Raw genomic sequence first — 15241 nt, 5'->3', positions numbered from 1 at the left:
ACCCTTTCGGCGCGACAACACGTCGAGTCTTCTACCCGTCGGCCGAAGGTGTCCTGCAATGGTCGGGTTGAGCTGTCGCGGCTCGCCGGGAGGAGACCCGCCCGCACGACCATCCTGCCGACGGAGCTCGTGGTGCGGGGCTCGGCCTGACGTCGATCTCTCGGGGTGGGGCCCTTCGACGGGCTCAGGGACCCAGCTATCGCACGGGCCATCGAGAACTGGGCTGCTGAGCCTGTCGAAGCATCCGGCCTCTGAGGTTCGAGCGGGTTCAGAAGACCAGCACGGGCCGCCCTCGCATTCCGCCCTCCTCCACAAGTCGTTGGGCTTCCGCGACCTGCTCGATCGGATAGGTGCCCGAGACGCGAGGCGTCAGCGCGCCGGCCTCGGCGAGATTGCGCAGTCGCTCAAGTGCTGCGGTGTCGCGCATGCGGTCGTAGACGAAGACGGGGAGCCAGCGAACGCCCCGGTCGGTGTCACCGCTGAAGCCCTTCACGGTGGAGATCGGTCCGCCGTCGCGCACCGCTGCGGCAACCGCGTCGCCCACCGACCCGGCGTCGATGACACCATCCACTCCATCGGGGTGCAGCTCGCGCACGGCGGCGGGGAACTTGTCTCCTCGAGGGAGGACCATGTCGGCGCCGAAGCTTGCGACGAGGTCGCGGTCTTTCTCGGCCGCGTCAGCGATGACCGCCAGCCCGGCTGCCTTGGCGAGCTGGATGGCGTATCCGCCGATCCCGCCTGCTGATCCGGTCACCGCGACCGTCGAGCCCGGAGTGAGAGCCAGAGCATCCACAGCCAACAGCGCCGTGAGGGACGCCATCAGCAGGGTCGACGCCGTCGTGAGGTCGATGCCCTTCGGAGCGGGAACCACGGACTCCGCCGGCACGAGGACGTATTGGGCTTGTCCGCCGAGGTCCTTGATGGGCTCGGTGATCGCGATCACCTCGGCGCCGAGGGTGAGCTCGGGACGAACCCCGTCGCCGACCTCGTCGATGATCCCGGCGATCTCCCATCCGACGACGTAGACGTCGGAGATGGGGTTGGTCTCGGGGCTGTACTTCGCGGAGATCCCGGAGCGGATGTTGATGTCGGCCGGGTGCACGGGCGCCGCCGCAACCTTGATGCGCACCTCGCCGTTTCCGGCGTGCGGTTCTGGCAGCTCCAGGACCTGCATGACCTCACGGCCGCCATGTTTGGTGAACCCGACAGCTTTCACAGTGCGCCTTCGTTCCCGTTCATCGGGAGTCGCCAGTCTTGGCGGACGGCCCACTGTCGCATGGTTGTGGTGGTCAGTCCGTAGCGAGCGGCGTGGTGAGGGCGAGCCGGATATCCGACGACGTCGTCCCAGTGGCGACTGTCCGCGTAGGGCGTCCCGGTGACCTGTTCCCATGCCTCGGGCGCGTGGAAAACGGGCGTGATCTCTCGGTTCGCGGCTTCGGAGATGATCGCTGCGATCTCCCGGAAGGTGAGCACGTCCCCGGCGAATTCGATCTCGGCTTCGTGGAAGGTGTCGGGGTCGGCGACGGCTGCCGCGACGCCGGCTCCTAGGTCTTCCGCGTTGATCAGGGCCATCGCGGTCTGCGGTCCCGTGGCTGTCACGAGCTTTCCCTCGGGGAGGTCCGGGAATATGTCGGGGCGCTTTCCGGGAAGCACGTTGTCCATGTACCAGGCGGGCTTGAAGATGGTCCAGCGGTCGATGCCCGCCTGGCGCACTGCATCTTCCGCTGCCTCCTTGTTGTCCCAGTACGCGCGGAACAGCTCGTCCTGCCGGTAATCCGGGAAGCGGCGACGCCACCTTGTGCCCGAGACGGATGTGTGGATGAGCTGGGCGACGCCGGCGCGCTTGGCCGCCGTCGCGAGGTTGCGGGCCTGTCGCTGCTCGGAGTCGAAGTCGGCGGGGTCGGCACCGAACAACTGCACGGAGAACACCGCGTCGTGACCCGCGCTGGCCGCTTCCACGGACGAGATGTCTTCCAGGTTCCCGGTAGCTAGGGCGATGCCCTGCTGTGCGAGCGCCCTGGCGGGCGCTGATTCGGGGTTGCGCACGAACCCGGTCACGGAGTGGCCGGCGCGCAGGAGTGCCTGTACAACGGCGCCGCCCTGCATTCCCGTGGCCCCGGTGACCAGGACCTTCTTGATGTCTTTCATTGCTTTTCTTCTCTCATCGTCGATGTACGACACCTCGCCCGGTTGGGGTGGCGCCTGAGCTGTCTTGGGTTGTTGTTCGGCGCTAGTCGATGGAGGCGTGGAAGCGCTCGTAGGGCAGGACGGTGTTGGTCGTCTCGTCGAGGATCGAGTCGAGGTTCGCCTGTACTGATTCGGGGGTTAGCTCGCGGTCGAGGAAGCCATCGTTCTTGCCGAAGGTCATCAGCTGCACTTCTCCTGCCGCGACGATGAGGTTGCGGCCGTTGAGGGTGTTCTCCGGGTGGGCCAGGTACGCCACGACGGGCGAGACGAGAGAGGTGGGATTGTTGTCGCGCAGCTGCTTCTTAAACTCGTCGGTGAACTTGCCCTTCTCGGAGAGACGGGTCGCTGCAATCGGTGCAATCGCGTTCACCGTGATGCCGAAGTCCTCGGCTTCGATGGAGAGTGATCGCGTGAATCCCACCGTTGCCGCCTTAGCGGACACGTAGGCGGTGATGTCCACGGAACCGTTGATCATGACCGGCGAGACCGTGTTGATCACACGACCGCTCCCGCTGGCAATCAGGTGCTCCCACGCCGCCTTGGTGACGCCGACCGTGCCGTAGAAGTGAACGTCCATGTAGCGCTTGATCAGGTCGAAAGCGCCGGGGTCGGAGAAGGACATCTCCTGGTGGATGCCGGCGTTGTTCACGACGATGTCGAGTCGCCCATACGTGTCCATCGCCGTGTCTACGAGACCCTGTGGGTCCTCGACGACGTCCGAGTAGTTCGCGACGGCCTTTCCACCGGCCGCGGCGATCTCCGCGACGACGTCGTCGGCCGGCGATTCGCCGTTACGACGTCGGTTGTTGACGACAACGGCTGCGCCACGGGACGCCAGGAACTTCGCGTAGTCGGCGCCAAGGCCCCGACCTGCTCCCGTCACAAGCGCGACCCGGTTGTCCAACCTCAACATGAGTGTCTCCTTCATCAGTGCACGCACATCGGCGGTGCGCGATCATTTGGTACGATACCGTATCGAAACGCTAACGTATCGCAACGGTGGCGGATCGATTTGACCGCCAAGACCTCTGGAGGTGCCCATGACCGGGCCCATTGCCCTCTCCGTGCTCGACCTCGCCACCGTCGCTGAAGGGGCGACCGAATCGGACGCCGTGAATCAGTCCGTCGCTCTGGCGCAGCGCGCCGAGCAACTCGGTTACACCCGCTTCTGGACGGCGGAGCACCACAGCATGCCCATGATCGCCTCCTCGACGCCGGACCTCATCGCCCTCCGAATAGCGGACACCACCTCCCGCATCCGGGTCGGGGCCGGCGGGGTCATGCTCCCCAACCACTCGCCCCTCCAGGTCGCCGAACGCTACCTCACCCTCGAGGCCTTTCACCCCGGCCGCATCGACCTCGGCGTCGGGCGAGCGCCAGGCAGCGACGCGGCAGCAGCAGCGGCGCTGCGCCGGTCAGACGCCCAGTCGTATCCCGAGCAGCTCGCCGAACTCGACGCGTACCTCGACGGGCCGACCCTCGACTTACGCTCGCATGTCCGGGCTGTGCCGCGTGGAGCGTCCCGTCCACCGATCCATCTGCTCGGCTCGAGCCTGAACAGCGCTCGGCTGGCCGCCGCCCGCGGCGATGCCTTCGCTTTCGCCGGCCATTTCTCACCCGATCTCGCCGTCGCCGCCATGCGCACGTACCGCGAACACTTCACTCCCGGGACGCTGCAGCGCCCCCTCGCGATCCTCGCTGTCGCTGCTATCGCTGCCGACACTGACGAGCAGGCCCAGTGGATCGCCGGTGGCACTCGGCTCGCTGCCGTGCGCTCCGCACGCGGGGTCACGAGTGCGCTCGCGAGCCCGGAGACCGCATCGCGACACCCGTGGAGTGATCGAGACACCGCAATTGCAGACAGCCTCACCGGAAGTCATATCGTCGGGGACCAACAGCACGTGCACGACGCTCTTCATCTCCTGGCAGGCGAAACCGGCGCCGACGAACTCATGATCACCGCGCACATCCACGGGTCTGTCGACCACGTGCGAAGTCTCGAGCTCATCACCGAAGCGATGAGTGCCGCCTAGCGCGGGGTCTCCCTCGTCGCCCCCGAGTACCCTGGACACATCATGACTGCCGAACCCGCCACGCCCCTGCGTCAGCGCCCTGCGGGCACCGTGGGGCGCACACGCGACCTCGGGCGCGACGCCAAGATTCTCGATGCCACCCTCGATCTGATCAGCGAGCAGGGGCCGCGAGCGATCAGCATGGAGGCGATCGCCGCGCGTGCCGGCGTCGGCAAGTCCACCGTCTACCGCCGCTGGGGAAGTCTCCCCGACCTGCTCGCCGATGCGGTCGACACGATCACGTTCTCCAGCGCATCCGTCGCCACCGGCAGCACACGAGGCGATCTCATCGAGGGCATCATCGCCGCCTCGGGCTGCATGGACCCCCGCCGCCAGCGTGTCATCAGTGCCCTCCTCGGCAGCGGCCTCGATCAGACCGAACTCGTCGACGCGCTGCGCACCCGCTTCATCGACGCGACTGCTGCGGCAATGCGGTCAGCCGTGCGCGAACCGGCCGATTCGGACTGGCCGAAGGCATCGATCGACCTGGCCGTCGTCGTCGGGCTCCTCACAAGCCTGCCCCAGATCACAGGCCACCCGATCGATCGCGCCGACTTCGAACGCATCGTTGACGAAGCCGTACTTCCTCTGCTGGCGCACCGCGCCTCTTAACGCCTCCAGTTCGCCGCGATTGCCCGACCGAGGGCGTTCGCTGCGCCATCGATGGCGCAGGTGCCGCTCGCGGTTCGCTGGAGGAGACCTGCCCGCACGATCAGCCTGCCGACGGAGCTCGTGGTGCTGGGCTCCGCCTGATGTCGGTGTCTCCGTGTGGGGCCCTTCGACAGGCTCAGGGACCCAGTTCTGGGGCCCGTCGACAGGCTCAGGGCCCGGTGGTCGCACAGTGCCCTGAAAACCGTTCACCAGGGCTTCTCCTGTGCGCGGTCGACTCAATAGCCTGGAAGGGTGATTCTCGCCCCTCGTCGTGTCCCTGATCGAGCAGAGCTCGACGTACTCATGCCCGTGTACGGTTATCGCTTCACCCGCACCGGAGGGGTATCCGGCACCGCGGCATCGAGAGACCCGGCCGACATCGCCGCCGCCGAGGTGCTCGGGTGGCCCGTCCGTTCGCCCGAGCCGATCGAGCGCACCGAGGTCTTCGAGCGAGCGATCGCCGCTGCCGCGAAGCTCGACGAGCACAGTGTGCTCGCGGCCTTCGTAGCCGGGCTCGGCAGCGCTCCGCGAGGGCGGCAGACGGTGATCTCCTTCGCCTGGGCGCGGCACCTGACGGATGCGCCCGTCACCCACGACGGTCTCCCGGATTGCGGCCTCGACAACGTGCCCGCGGAGATCGACATCACCGAAGAGCTCGTGCGTCTGGCCCTGGGCTGGGCATGGAACGAGCTGCCCTACCGCTACCTGTCCGATCTCGAGGCGGCATCGAACGAGGGACTTCCCCGCCCGACCGAGGAGGATCGGCAGCGTCTCAGCGCCCTGCTCGACGTGATCGCGGCGCAGCCTGAGGGAACGCGAGCGGGTGCCCTGGAGAAGGCGATCGCCCGAGAGAAGATCCTTCCGGGAACCGATAAGTACCAGCGCTACGGCATCCTCATCGGGCTCGCCGAGTTCGGACTGCTGCCGAGCACCCGCGCCGCCAGCTGGGATCGGTTCGTCTCCCACAGCGAGACTGCGCAAGCGTGGTCCGGCGGGCCCCGATCCGACGTCACCCCGCCGCTGTCCGGATGGCGCGGGGGCATCGACACAGAAAGGGCCGCTCGGCTGCAACGCGTCTGAGCCGACTTCCGCGCGTGACGCCCTGCGGGGGTACACGCGCGGCGAAGCTGATGCGTCAGTCTTGGTTCGTCGGCCAGATAGTCGACGATGACGGCCTCGTAGATGCGGGCCGCGGCCGGTGGCGATTTTCTTTGCCCACTTCGAGCAACGCGAGAGCGGAGCATGGACAGGCGCCACTCCCGTCGTGACAACGAGCGCCCATTTGGGGATCGGCAAACGACACCCGCCGAGGGTCGAATCAAACGGGTGGGACCCGCAGACAAAACCTGCGAGCCCCACCCGTGAATGACGCGATGCGCTAGAACCAGTTCAGCCAGTCTCCGAGGAAATAGATTCCGGTGCCGATGACGAGGACGCCCACTCCGATGGACGACCACATCATCCCTCGTTTGGTTGTGTCCTGAGCGGAGAGATCGCGAAACGACGGTCCGATCAGATTCCCGTTGACTCCAGGCATCGTTGCGAAGTCCTGTCGGTACGGTTCCATGTTCTCGTCACGATCTGGTTCCATGATGTATCTCCCTTTCGGATCAGCCTTCCACCTGTACGAGAGGGATAACAAGCCCTTGTGCACCGCCTCGGGCTTTCGTGTTCGAGACCTCGAGTTCGCCAGCGATCGGCGCCGCGGTGTTGATTGCGACTTTGTCGGAGAGGGCGGTGAGGCCGGCTTCGGCAGAGTTCTCTTCGGTGATGCCGCCGTTCGGGGACAGCACCGCTTGCACGCTCTCAGTACCGTCCGCGCTCAGAGCGTGGATCGCGACGCCGTGCTCGGCCGCGAGATCCGAGGGATTGCAACTGGAAGACACGTAGTCTCCCTGCGCGATGAAGATGCACTCCTGTCCGAATCCAGTGCCAGTCCACAACTCGCCACCCTCCGTGCTGCCATACGAGGTGAGGGTGAAGCCATCCGCTGCGCCTGCCCGCAGATCCTCCGCGGTGACTGACGCGACCTTCGGGACGCCTGCGGCCTCATCGTCCTCGAGGAGACCGAGGGTCGAGCTCCGGCCAGTGCCATTCAGCTTCGCGTCCAGGAGCCACGCTTTGACCGAAGCCTTGTCGCCTGCCTGATACCAGGCGTAGGTGTACTTCGCTTTGGTGATGCCCCATCCACGCGGGCCGTTCTGCGTCGCTGTCGCGTTGCCTGAGCTCGAGTAGCCGTTGAACCAAACCGTGGTCGCCCAGGTGTATCCGGCAGCGTTAGCCACGGACGCGCTGATCCCGGTACGAGAGAACCCGCCGGCCGCCGAGGTCTCGGTGTACGTCGTGCCGTTCGGCGCGATCGACTTGTTCAGCCACACGTACGTCGCCGACGATGCTGGTAGAGACGCCCCCAGTACCGCTGTTGCGGCGAGGACTGCGACAGCGGCCACTCGTGCGAGACGAATCTTCTTTGATGCCTTCATTTTGACCCCCCAATGGATCTACCCAGAAGCGCACCATGCGCACTGGGTACGTCAAAACCTATGGCTCGAAGCGATTCCTCGCTGTCCCCTCTATGGCCTACAGACACCGCTGCGGCCAGTCGCTATTCTCTTTGCCCGCCCAAGCAACGCGAGAGCACATCAGGGCCAGGCACCACTTCCGTCATGGCGGCGAGCGTCCGTTTGGGGATCGGTATGTGTGAGGGCCGGATTCCTGTACCCGACTGGTCCAGCTCTACTGCGCCCGGCCCGCTTCTCGCGGGCTCGCCTTCCGTCGAGGCACGCGCGTCGTCGCCCTCGTACGATGAGGTCATGGAGATCTTGCTAGGAGTCGCCTCCGACGACGCGGCATCAGGATCGCGTTTGGCCGGAACTCCGCCCGCCATCTTCGCCGACGATCCGGTCCTCACCTCGCACGACTACGTCCTCACCCTCGCCGCTGACACGGCACCCTGGCTCGGCGGCCGCGAGGTCTCCGTCTTCGTACGCCGAGGATTCGGGATCGGCGATCCGGACGATTGCTACCCCGACATCGCCGTCTCTGCCGTGCTCCATGCCCCTTCCTCGCGAGCAGACACCGATTCGGCGATCCACCCCTTCCTCGCAAGCCGCGCGCTCGAAACGGTCACCACCGATACGCACGCGCAATCATTGATTCGCATCGCGGAGGAACCGCATCGAATCCAAGACGAGGAGTCGTTCCTGGAGCCGGTGCGCGACGCGGGCTTCACGTTCCTCTTCACGTTCGACGAAGAGGGACTCCCGATCGACGACGAGGTCGTCAGCGAGTACCAGTTCGGGTACGGTGCAGTGCATTTCTTCGGCAGACTCGATGCGGCCGGCATCGCTACAGAGATCGTCGCTGGTCTGATCGAAAATTCCTGACGCTGCGAACCGAGAAGCTTGAAGGTCCTCGCCCCAGCGCGGTGTCACCTCAAGCGCGATCACGAACGGTGTCCATAAGGGGATCGGTATGTGAGACGCGTGGGCTATCGCTCATATGCGCTTGATCTCGCATCGTCGGTGGTCTCGTAAACCGTGTACGGATGCGATCTCAGCAAGGGCATCCCAACTGAGACGGTCCACGGAATGAGGCGATGTGTGCGCAGGGCGAGCCCATGGCGCAGGTGCTGCTGTCGCACCTCGCCGGGGAGACCCGCCCGCACGATCAGCCTGCCGACGGAGCTCGTGGTGCGGGGCTCGGCCTGACGTCGGTCTCTCGGGGTGGGGCCCTTCGGCAGGCTCAGGGACCCAGTTCTCTCGGGGTGGTGCCCTTCGTCGAAGCACCCACCACGCGGGGGTGACACGGGCGCGCCCCTGTCGCCCCCTCCGGGACAGGGGCGCACCCGCGATTTCAGGGGCCGCCCAGGAGCGACGCGAAGAAGTCGCCGCCGAAGAGCGTCAGCGCGGTGACGCCGGCCGAGAGCAGAACCACCCCCACGGTGCCCGCCACGGCCAGCACCGAGATGCCGTGCCCGCCGAGGCGCTGTCCCCGCAGCCCCACCGAGACGCCGGCGCGCGCCGCGATCTCGCCTGCGGCGTCGTCGCGGTAGAGCTCGGTGCGTGCGGCGAATCGGCGGTGGAACTCCTCGGCGAGAACGAGCGCCGCGGCCATGGTGGCGGGCCGATCGAAGCGCGTGCTCCCCGGCAGGTACACGTACAACCGATCGGAGACGAGCTCGATCTCGGCGCCGCGTCCGAGGTCGAGCACGCGCGCCATCAGGTCGGGCGTGAAGATGTACAGAGCGTCGGTCTGGTAGCCCTCCGGCACGATCAGCCGGAACACCTTCGCGAACTCGCCCTCGAGCTCCATCCGGGCAGCGCCCCGGCCGAGGCCCAGCGTCGGGACGATGCTGCGTCGCCGGTTCGCCAGCACGATGTGCGGCACCGATGACGGCAGCTGCAGCTCGATGAACGCGAACGGTCTCTGCACGGTCGCGCCCTCCTGACCGCGCGACAGCGAGTGATGGATGCCGAGCTCGAACGGCATCCGCGGATCGTCGCCCGCGACCACCGCGCGCTCCTGGCCGCGCAGCACGCGGGTGAAAGGAGCGCCGGGGCGGCGGGTGTGCTCGAGTCGATCCGCGTAGGCCCAGCCGTTCTGCCAGGCGAACGCCGCGATCTTCACGCGACGGCTGAGGCCCACTGCGAACCACACGAATCCGACGGCCGCGAGCAGCGTGTAGCCGATCACGAACACCGCGAGGATCGGTGCGACGGCGAGGATGTCGGTGCGCCCGAGGAACCACAGACCCGCGAGCATCGCCGCCGCGAACAGCAGCACGACCACGAGCAGGAACACGAAGCGCCGGTGCAGCGGGGTCTTCGTGATCCGCTCGTAGGCGACGATGTCGCGGATGCCGGCGCTGCGCTGCAGCGGAGCGAGGTCGACGGCTACAGCGTCCACGGCAGGGTCGCCCACGGACCGTTGCGCGTCTCGGTCGCTGCGGCCTTGAAGTCCGCCCACCCGTCGCCGAACTTCTCGAACGACTTCTCGTCGACGCGGCCGTCGGACCAGTGCATGACCCGGCCGGCGATGTAGCTGAGGCCGAAGTCGGCCCACGAGGAGAACGCGGGCCGCGCCTCGACGTTGATCGCGTGGATGATCGAGCGGGCCTCGGGCACGTCGCCGTGTCCGAGTGCGACGCCCCAGGTCGCCATCGCGACGGCCTGGCCGATCGCGTACCCGTCGAGGGTCTGCACGAACAGACCCGGCGTCACGATGTCCTTGCCGACGCGCTTGCGCACCTCGGACTCGATGTACTCGATCGCGGTGATGAACGTCTTGGCGTCGCGCTTGTCGCCGCCCTCCTCGACGATGGCCGCCAGCCATTCCTTCGCCTTCGGGGCACGGCCGAGGCGCTCGGCGACGGCGACGCGCACGGCGAGGTACAGCACCCAGACCTCGCGGCGGCGGCGCACCGTGGTGAGGCGTTCGATGTTCGACAGCCACTCCTCACGGGTGTGCACGCCCCACTGCTCGACGAGCACCGACTTCTCCGACGGGCCGAGGTCGCTCGCGGTCGGGTCGTTCCACGGGCCGGAGGGCAGGTTGCGGATCTGCAGGAAGCCCAGGGCGATCTCGTTCGCCGCGGCATCCGTCGTCGAGAACTTCTCGGAGGGCTTCACCTTGGCCGCCGGGATGATCCAGAGGATCAGGAAGAAGAGGGCCACGGCGCCGACGATCGCCCACACCCACCACTGGCCGATCAGCCAGCCGACGATGGACCCGAGGTCGTTGAAATCGACGGGCGCGAGACGGTGCATGGAGGCTCCCCAGAGATAATTAAACTGAACGTACATTCAGCGAGTAATCTATAGTACGGGGACGCACATCGGTGCACATTCGGGGGCAACGGGGAAGTGAACTTCACATGGCGCGATCGGAAGACCAGAATCGACGTGCGCGCGAACGAGCCAAGGAGGTCATCCTCCAGGCGGCGATCGAGGTGTTCGAGGAGCGGGGCGTCTCCGGCGCCAGCATCGCCGAGATCACCAAGCGCGCCGGTGTCGCCCAGGGGCTCGTCAGCTATCACTTCGGCGGCAAGGATCAGCTGATCGCCGCGGTCATCGACCGCTGGTTCATCACGCTCCTCGAGCTGCCGAGTGTCGAGGGCAGTCCCGACGAGGTGCTCGCCTCGATCATCGACAGCGTGTTCCAGGCGACCGCCTACGCCGTGCCGCTGCAGCGCGTCGTGCTCGCGATCCAGCAGCAGCCGGCCACGCACCGCCTCTTCGCCGAGTCCGAGGACCGCTTCAGCGAGCAGGTCACGATGGCTGAAGACGCGGTGCGCAACCTGTTCCGCGCGCGCGGCGCAGCCGATCCCGGGCTCGAAGAGGTCATGTTCCGCAGCGTGCTCGAGGGCGTGTTCGTGAAGTACTCGGTGTACCGCGACACGTATCCGCTCGAAGATGCCCGCCGCTGGGTGCGTCGGCTCTACGACCTGCCGGAGCCGACCGTGCCCCTGCCGCTCGCCGTCGCCCCGCACGAGGGTGAGCCGCGCCCCCGGGCTCGCGGCGGGGTGTGCGAGGGTGCCGGCTCCGACGACTGACGGTCTCTCGGGCGGGACGCTTCGACAGGCTCAGCGACCCGGTTTCGTGCCGGGTCCCTGAGCCTGTCGTGCGGGCCGGTGTCAGGCCGGGTCGCCGCCCAGCGGACCGACGGGCTCGAGCGGCTTGGGGTCGTCGGCACCCGTCTTGCGCGCGCGGGCGATGAAGTTGCCCACGTGGTAGATCAGCAGCGCCGCGACCGTGCCGAGCACGATGCCGCCGAAGGCGAAGTCGCCCAGGTTCATCGAGAATCCGGCGATGCCGATCACGAGCGACACCGCGGCCGTGTACTGGTTCACCGGGCGCGAGAAGTCGACGCGGCTGTCGACCCAGATCTTGATGCCGATGATGCCGATGAGGCCGTAGAGCGCGGTGGTCGCGCCGCCCAGCACACCGGCGGGGATCGAGTTGAACACCTCGCCGACCTTGGGCGAGAAGGCGAGGAGGATCGCGAACAGACCGGCGACCCAGTAGACGGCGGTCGAGTAGACGCGGGTGGCCGCCATGACGCCGATGTTCTCGCCGTACGTCGTGGTTCCCGAGCCTCCGAAACCACCGGCGATGGTCGTCGCGACACCGTCGGCGATGAGCGCGCGACCGGTCTGCTTGTTGACCGTCGGGTCCTCGGTCATGGTGGCGACGCCGCGCACGTGGCCGATGTTCTCGGCGACGAGCACGAGCACGACGGGCAGGAACATCGCGATCGTCGACCAGGTACCGGGGGCGACGAAGTCGGGGAACTGGAAGTCGGGCAGGCCGACCCAGGATGCCTCGGCGATCAGCTCGTTCGGGGTCTTGCCGCCGCGCAGCTCGTTCGGCACGTCGAACGAGCCGTTGAACGCCGCCCAGATGAAGCCGACGGCGACGCCGAGGAAGATCGAGATGCGGCCGAGGAATCCGCGGAACAGCACCGCGAACACGATGATCGCGACGAGGGTGATCGTGGCGGTGACCGGGTCGAGGTTGAAGTTGTTCCACGCGGTCGGCGCGAGGTTGAAACCGATCAGGGCCACGATCGCGCCGGCGACGACCGGGGGCATGAGCGCATCGACCCAGCGCAGGCCGGCGAACTGCACCACGAGACCGACGAGGGCGAGCAGGATGCCGACGGCCGCCACACCCGCGAGCGCCGAACCCGTGCCGCCCGCGGCGACCGCCGCGGTGATCGGCGCGATGAACGCGAACGACGAGCCGAGGTAGCTGGGGAGGCGGTTCTTGGTGATCAGCAGGAAGAGCAGGGTGCCCACACCGCTGAACAGCAGCGTGGTCGAGACGGGGAAGCCCGTCAGCGTGGGCACGAGGAACGTGGCGCCGAACATCGCGACGACGTGCTGCGCACCGATCGCGATCGTGGCGGGCCAGTTCAGACGCTCTTCGGGGGCGACGACGGCGCCGGCTTCGACGGTGCGGCCGTTGCCGTGGATCTTCCACAGGGGCATGCGGGCTCCTCAGGGATTCGGGGTGGGGGAGTGCTGGAGCAACACTACCGATTCCTGAGTGTTCCCTGGGTGCCCTTCGTCTCGCGTGGGGGACGCTTCGACAGGCTCAGCGACCCAGCCACTGTGTCCCGGAGCCACTGGGTCCCTGTGCTTGTCGAAGGGTCCCGCCCTGCCTGGCTACGCCCCGAGGCGGTCGATCAGTTCGCGGTAGCGGTCGGCCGTGCGCGAGACGATGTGCTCGGGCAGCGCGGGGGGCTCGCCCTGCTTGTCCCAGTGCGACGCCAGCCAGTCGCGCACGATCTGCTTGTCGAAGCTCGCCATGCGCTGGCTCGGCGTGACGCCGGTTCGCCAGGCCTCGGCATCCCAGTACCGCGACGAATCGCTCGTGAGCACCTCATCGGCCAGGCGCAGCGTGCCGTCGGCATCCGTGCCGAACTCGAACTTGGTGTCGGCGAGGATCAGGCCCTTCTCCTCGGCGATGGCGGCCGCGCGCGTGTAGAGGTCGAGCGAGACGTCGCGCAGCTCGGAGGCGCGCGCTTCGCCCACCAGCTCGACGGTCTGCGCGAAGGTGATGTTCTCGTCGTGCTCGCCCATCGGGGCCTTGTACGCGGGGGTGAACAGCGGCTCGGGCAGGCGGTCGCCGTTCTTGAGCCCGGCGGGCAGCGGGATGCCGCAGACCGTGCCGCTCTCCTCGTATTCCGCCCAGCCGGAACCCGTGATGTAGCCGCGCACCACGCACTCGACGGGCAGCATCTCGAGGGACTGCGCGAGCATGGCGCGGTCGGCGACGGCGTCCGGGATCTCGCCCTCGGCGAGGTGGTTGGGGGTGTCGAGCTGCGCGAACCACCAGCGGCTCAGCCGCGTGAGCAGGGCGCCCTTCTTCGGGATGCCGGGTGACAGCACGAAGTCGAACGCGCTGACGCGGTCGCTCGCCACGACCAGGATGCGCGTGTCGGCGGGATCCTCCGAGGCGTACAGGTCGCGGACCTTGCCCGAATAGAGGTGACGCCAGCCGGGGATGCTCTGGGACGTGCTGTCTGCAGGAGTGCTCACCTGCCCCATTATCCCGGTCGCGCGAGGGCGCCGTGTCAAGGGGAGTGGCGGATGCCGCGGCATCCGCGATGCTCTCCGCAACGAACGGAGGATGCATGTCGAAGGAACTGTCGAAGGGTGACCGGGTGAGCTGGAACACCTCGCAGGGGCGCACACGAGGGACCATCGAGGAGAAGCGCACGAAGGACTTCGAGTTCGCGGGGCAGCATTTCACGGCGACGGCCGATGACCCGGCCTACATCGTGGAGTCGGAGAAGAGCGGTGATCGCGCCGCGCACAAGGGATCGGCTCTGCGGCGACTGAAGAGCTGACGGCGCCCCCCCCGCGGCGCCGTCAGCCCGGTCGGTGTCAGTCGTTCAGGTGCGCGATCGCGTAATCCGCCTCTTCGGGCGTGAACTTCTCGCCGTACTCGCTGACGAGCTGGTCGCGGATCGCCGACGGCGACATGGCCATCGTCTCCTGGTAGGTCTTCGCCTTCTCGAGCGCGTTCGCGTTCCAGTCGGCGACCATCGTGTCGACCGCGTACTGCGCCGCCTCGGGCGAGAACTTCTCGCCGTACTCCGAGGTGAGCTGGTCGTAGATGCCGGCCTTGCTCATGTGCATGAAGTCGGAGTAGGTCTCGGCCTTGGTCAGCGCCGAGGCGTACTCGGCGGGGACGGCCGGTGCCTCGGGCTCGGCCGGCGCCTCTTCTTCGACCGGGTCGGCGGATGCTTCTTCGACGGTCTCCTCGGCGGCGGTCGTCTCCTCGGGTGCGGCCGACTCGACCGGGGCCGAGACCGCGGGTCGGTCGGAGGTCGGGCGCGACGACGCCTGCGAACCGTTGACGGCGCTGCTGACGATGCCGAGCGCGATCACGATGCCCGTCACGATCCAAGCGATCTTCTTGTGCTCCTCGTGCCCGGCGAGCGCGAACCCCTTCGAGTCGCGGGTCGAGTTCGTGAGCACCAGGATCAGGTCGATGAGTGCCCAGATGCCCAGGCCGCCGAACGTGACGAGCTTCAGGATGCCGGTGCCGACCTTGCCCAGGTAGAAGCGGTCGACGCCCAGCACGCCCAGCAGCAGCGCGAGCAGCCAGGTCACGAGGAACGACTTCTCGCCGATCGCGACGGGCGGTGCGGCCGGGGTGGGGGAGCCGGCCGCCGGTGCGGGGGAGCCCGGGGCCGGGGCGCCGGGTGCGGGGGAGGCCGCCGTGGGTGCGGTGGGCAGCGGGGAGGGCGGGGGCGGGGGCGTGGAGCCCGTGTTGTCGAAAGTCATGACGAATCCTCGGTTCAAGGGGTGGGGACGGGGG

General features: G+C 67.5%; 15 protein-coding genes. 6 read left to right on the top strand and 9 right to left on the bottom strand.

Annotated elements, in window-relative coordinates:
- Positions 1–268 precede the first annotated feature (268 nt).
- From KZC52_RS17565 to KZC52_RS08685, 3 genes are read right to left on the bottom strand one after another with little or no spacing between them, the layout of a single operon-like run.
- Positions 269–1216 (bottom strand): NADP-dependent oxidoreductase, encoded by a 948-nt coding sequence (locus tag KZC52_RS17565; protein WP_247623646.1) that lies wholly within the window; start codon positions 1214–1216, stop codon positions 269–271.
- Positions 1213–2181, bottom strand: coding sequence for an NmrA family NAD(P)-binding protein (locus KZC52_RS08690; RefSeq protein ID WP_247623645.1), 969 nt, complete (start codon positions 2179–2181; stop codon positions 1213–1215). The genes KZC52_RS17565 and KZC52_RS08690 overlap by 4 nt, the downstream gene beginning before the upstream one ends.
- A gap of 49 nt (positions 2182–2230) precedes the next feature.
- Positions 2231–3100, bottom strand: coding sequence for an SDR family NAD(P)-dependent oxidoreductase (locus tag KZC52_RS08685; protein ID WP_247623644.1), 870 nt, complete (start codon positions 3098–3100; stop codon positions 2231–2233).
- Positions 3101–3227: 127 nt separating this feature from the next.
- Between KZC52_RS08685 and KZC52_RS08680 the strand changes: the two genes are divergently transcribed.
- From KZC52_RS08680 to KZC52_RS08670, 3 genes are all read left to right on the top strand, one after another.
- Complete coding sequence (locus KZC52_RS08680; RefSeq protein ID WP_247623643.1) at positions 3228–4220, top strand: LLM class flavin-dependent oxidoreductase; 993 nt, start codon at positions 3228–3230, stop codon at positions 4218–4220.
- 42 nt (positions 4221–4262) lie between these two features.
- On the top strand, positions 4263–4871 hold the full coding sequence (locus tag KZC52_RS08675; protein ID WP_247623642.1) for a TetR/AcrR family transcriptional regulator: 609 nt from the start codon (positions 4263–4265) through the stop codon (positions 4869–4871).
- Positions 4872–5162: 291 nt separating this feature from the next.
- A complete protein-coding gene (locus KZC52_RS08670; protein WP_247623641.1) occupies positions 5163–5990 on the top strand; it encodes a hypothetical protein in 828 nt (275 codons plus the stop codon).
- 530 nt (positions 5991–6520) lie between these two features.
- Here the strand turns inward: KZC52_RS08670 and KZC52_RS08665 are convergent.
- Complete coding sequence (locus KZC52_RS08665; protein WP_247623640.1) at positions 6521–7288, bottom strand: hypothetical protein; 768 nt, start codon at positions 7286–7288, stop codon at positions 6521–6523.
- Positions 7289–7723: 435 nt separating this feature from the next.
- On the opposite strand from KZC52_RS08665, the gene KZC52_RS08660 reads away from it, so the two are divergent.
- Positions 7724–8296 carry a hypothetical protein gene (locus KZC52_RS08660; protein WP_247623639.1) on the top strand — a complete coding sequence of 191 codons (573 nt, stop codon included), beginning with the start codon at positions 7724–7726 and terminating at the stop codon, positions 8294–8296.
- A gap of 469 nt (positions 8297–8765) precedes the next feature.
- On the opposite strand, the gene KZC52_RS08655 is transcribed toward KZC52_RS08660, so the two are convergent.
- Both KZC52_RS08655 and KZC52_RS08650 read right to left on the bottom strand, forming a co-directional pair.
- Complete coding sequence (locus KZC52_RS08655) at positions 8766–9818, bottom strand: hypothetical protein (RefSeq protein WP_247623638.1); 1053 nt, start codon at positions 9816–9818, stop codon at positions 8766–8768.
- Positions 9806–10678: a DUF1266 domain-containing protein gene (locus KZC52_RS08650; RefSeq protein ID WP_247623637.1), complete on the bottom strand. Its 873-nt coding sequence runs from the start codon at positions 10676–10678 to the stop codon at positions 9806–9808. Before KZC52_RS08650 ends, KZC52_RS08655 begins: the two co-directional genes overlap by 13 nt.
- A 107-nt stretch (positions 10679–10785) precedes the next feature.
- Between KZC52_RS08650 and KZC52_RS08645 the strand changes: the two genes are divergently transcribed.
- On the top strand, positions 10786–11463 hold the full coding sequence (locus KZC52_RS08645; RefSeq protein WP_247623636.1) for a TetR/AcrR family transcriptional regulator: 678 nt from the start codon (positions 10786–10788) through the stop codon (positions 11461–11463).
- 81 nt (positions 11464–11544) lie between these two features.
- Here KZC52_RS08645 and KZC52_RS08640 read toward each other — a convergent pair whose 3' ends face one another.
- Together KZC52_RS08640 and KZC52_RS08635 are read right to left on the bottom strand one after the other, a co-directional pair.
- Positions 11545–12900 carry a uracil-xanthine permease family protein gene (locus tag KZC52_RS08640; RefSeq protein WP_247623635.1) on the bottom strand — a complete coding sequence of 452 codons (1356 nt, stop codon included), beginning with the start codon at positions 12898–12900 and terminating at the stop codon, positions 11545–11547.
- A 177-nt stretch (positions 12901–13077) separates the two neighbouring features.
- Positions 13078–13962, bottom strand: coding sequence for a phosphoribosylaminoimidazolesuccinocarboxamide synthase (locus KZC52_RS08635; protein ID WP_247623634.1), 885 nt, complete (start codon positions 13960–13962; stop codon positions 13078–13080).
- Positions 13963–14048: 86 nt separating this feature from the next.
- On the opposite strand from KZC52_RS08635, the gene KZC52_RS08630 reads away from it, so the two are divergent.
- Positions 14049–14264: a hypervirulence associated TUDOR domain-containing protein gene (locus KZC52_RS08630; protein WP_247623633.1), complete on the top strand. Its 216-nt coding sequence runs from the start codon at positions 14049–14051 to the stop codon at positions 14262–14264.
- A 37-nt stretch (positions 14265–14301) separates the two neighbouring features.
- On the opposite strand, the gene KZC52_RS08625 is transcribed toward KZC52_RS08630, so the two are convergent.
- Complete coding sequence (locus KZC52_RS08625) at positions 14302–15207, bottom strand: Ltp family lipoprotein (protein WP_247623632.1); 906 nt, start codon at positions 15205–15207, stop codon at positions 14302–14304.
- Between the last annotated feature and the right edge of the window lie 34 nt (positions 15208–15241).

It is taken from the genome of Microbacterium galbinum (genome assembly GCF_023091225.1).
Taxonomy (GTDB): domain Bacteria; phylum Actinomycetota; class Actinomycetes; order Actinomycetales; family Microbacteriaceae; genus Microbacterium; species Microbacterium galbinum.
This window is presented reverse-complemented; position numbering and strand designations above follow the sequence as displayed.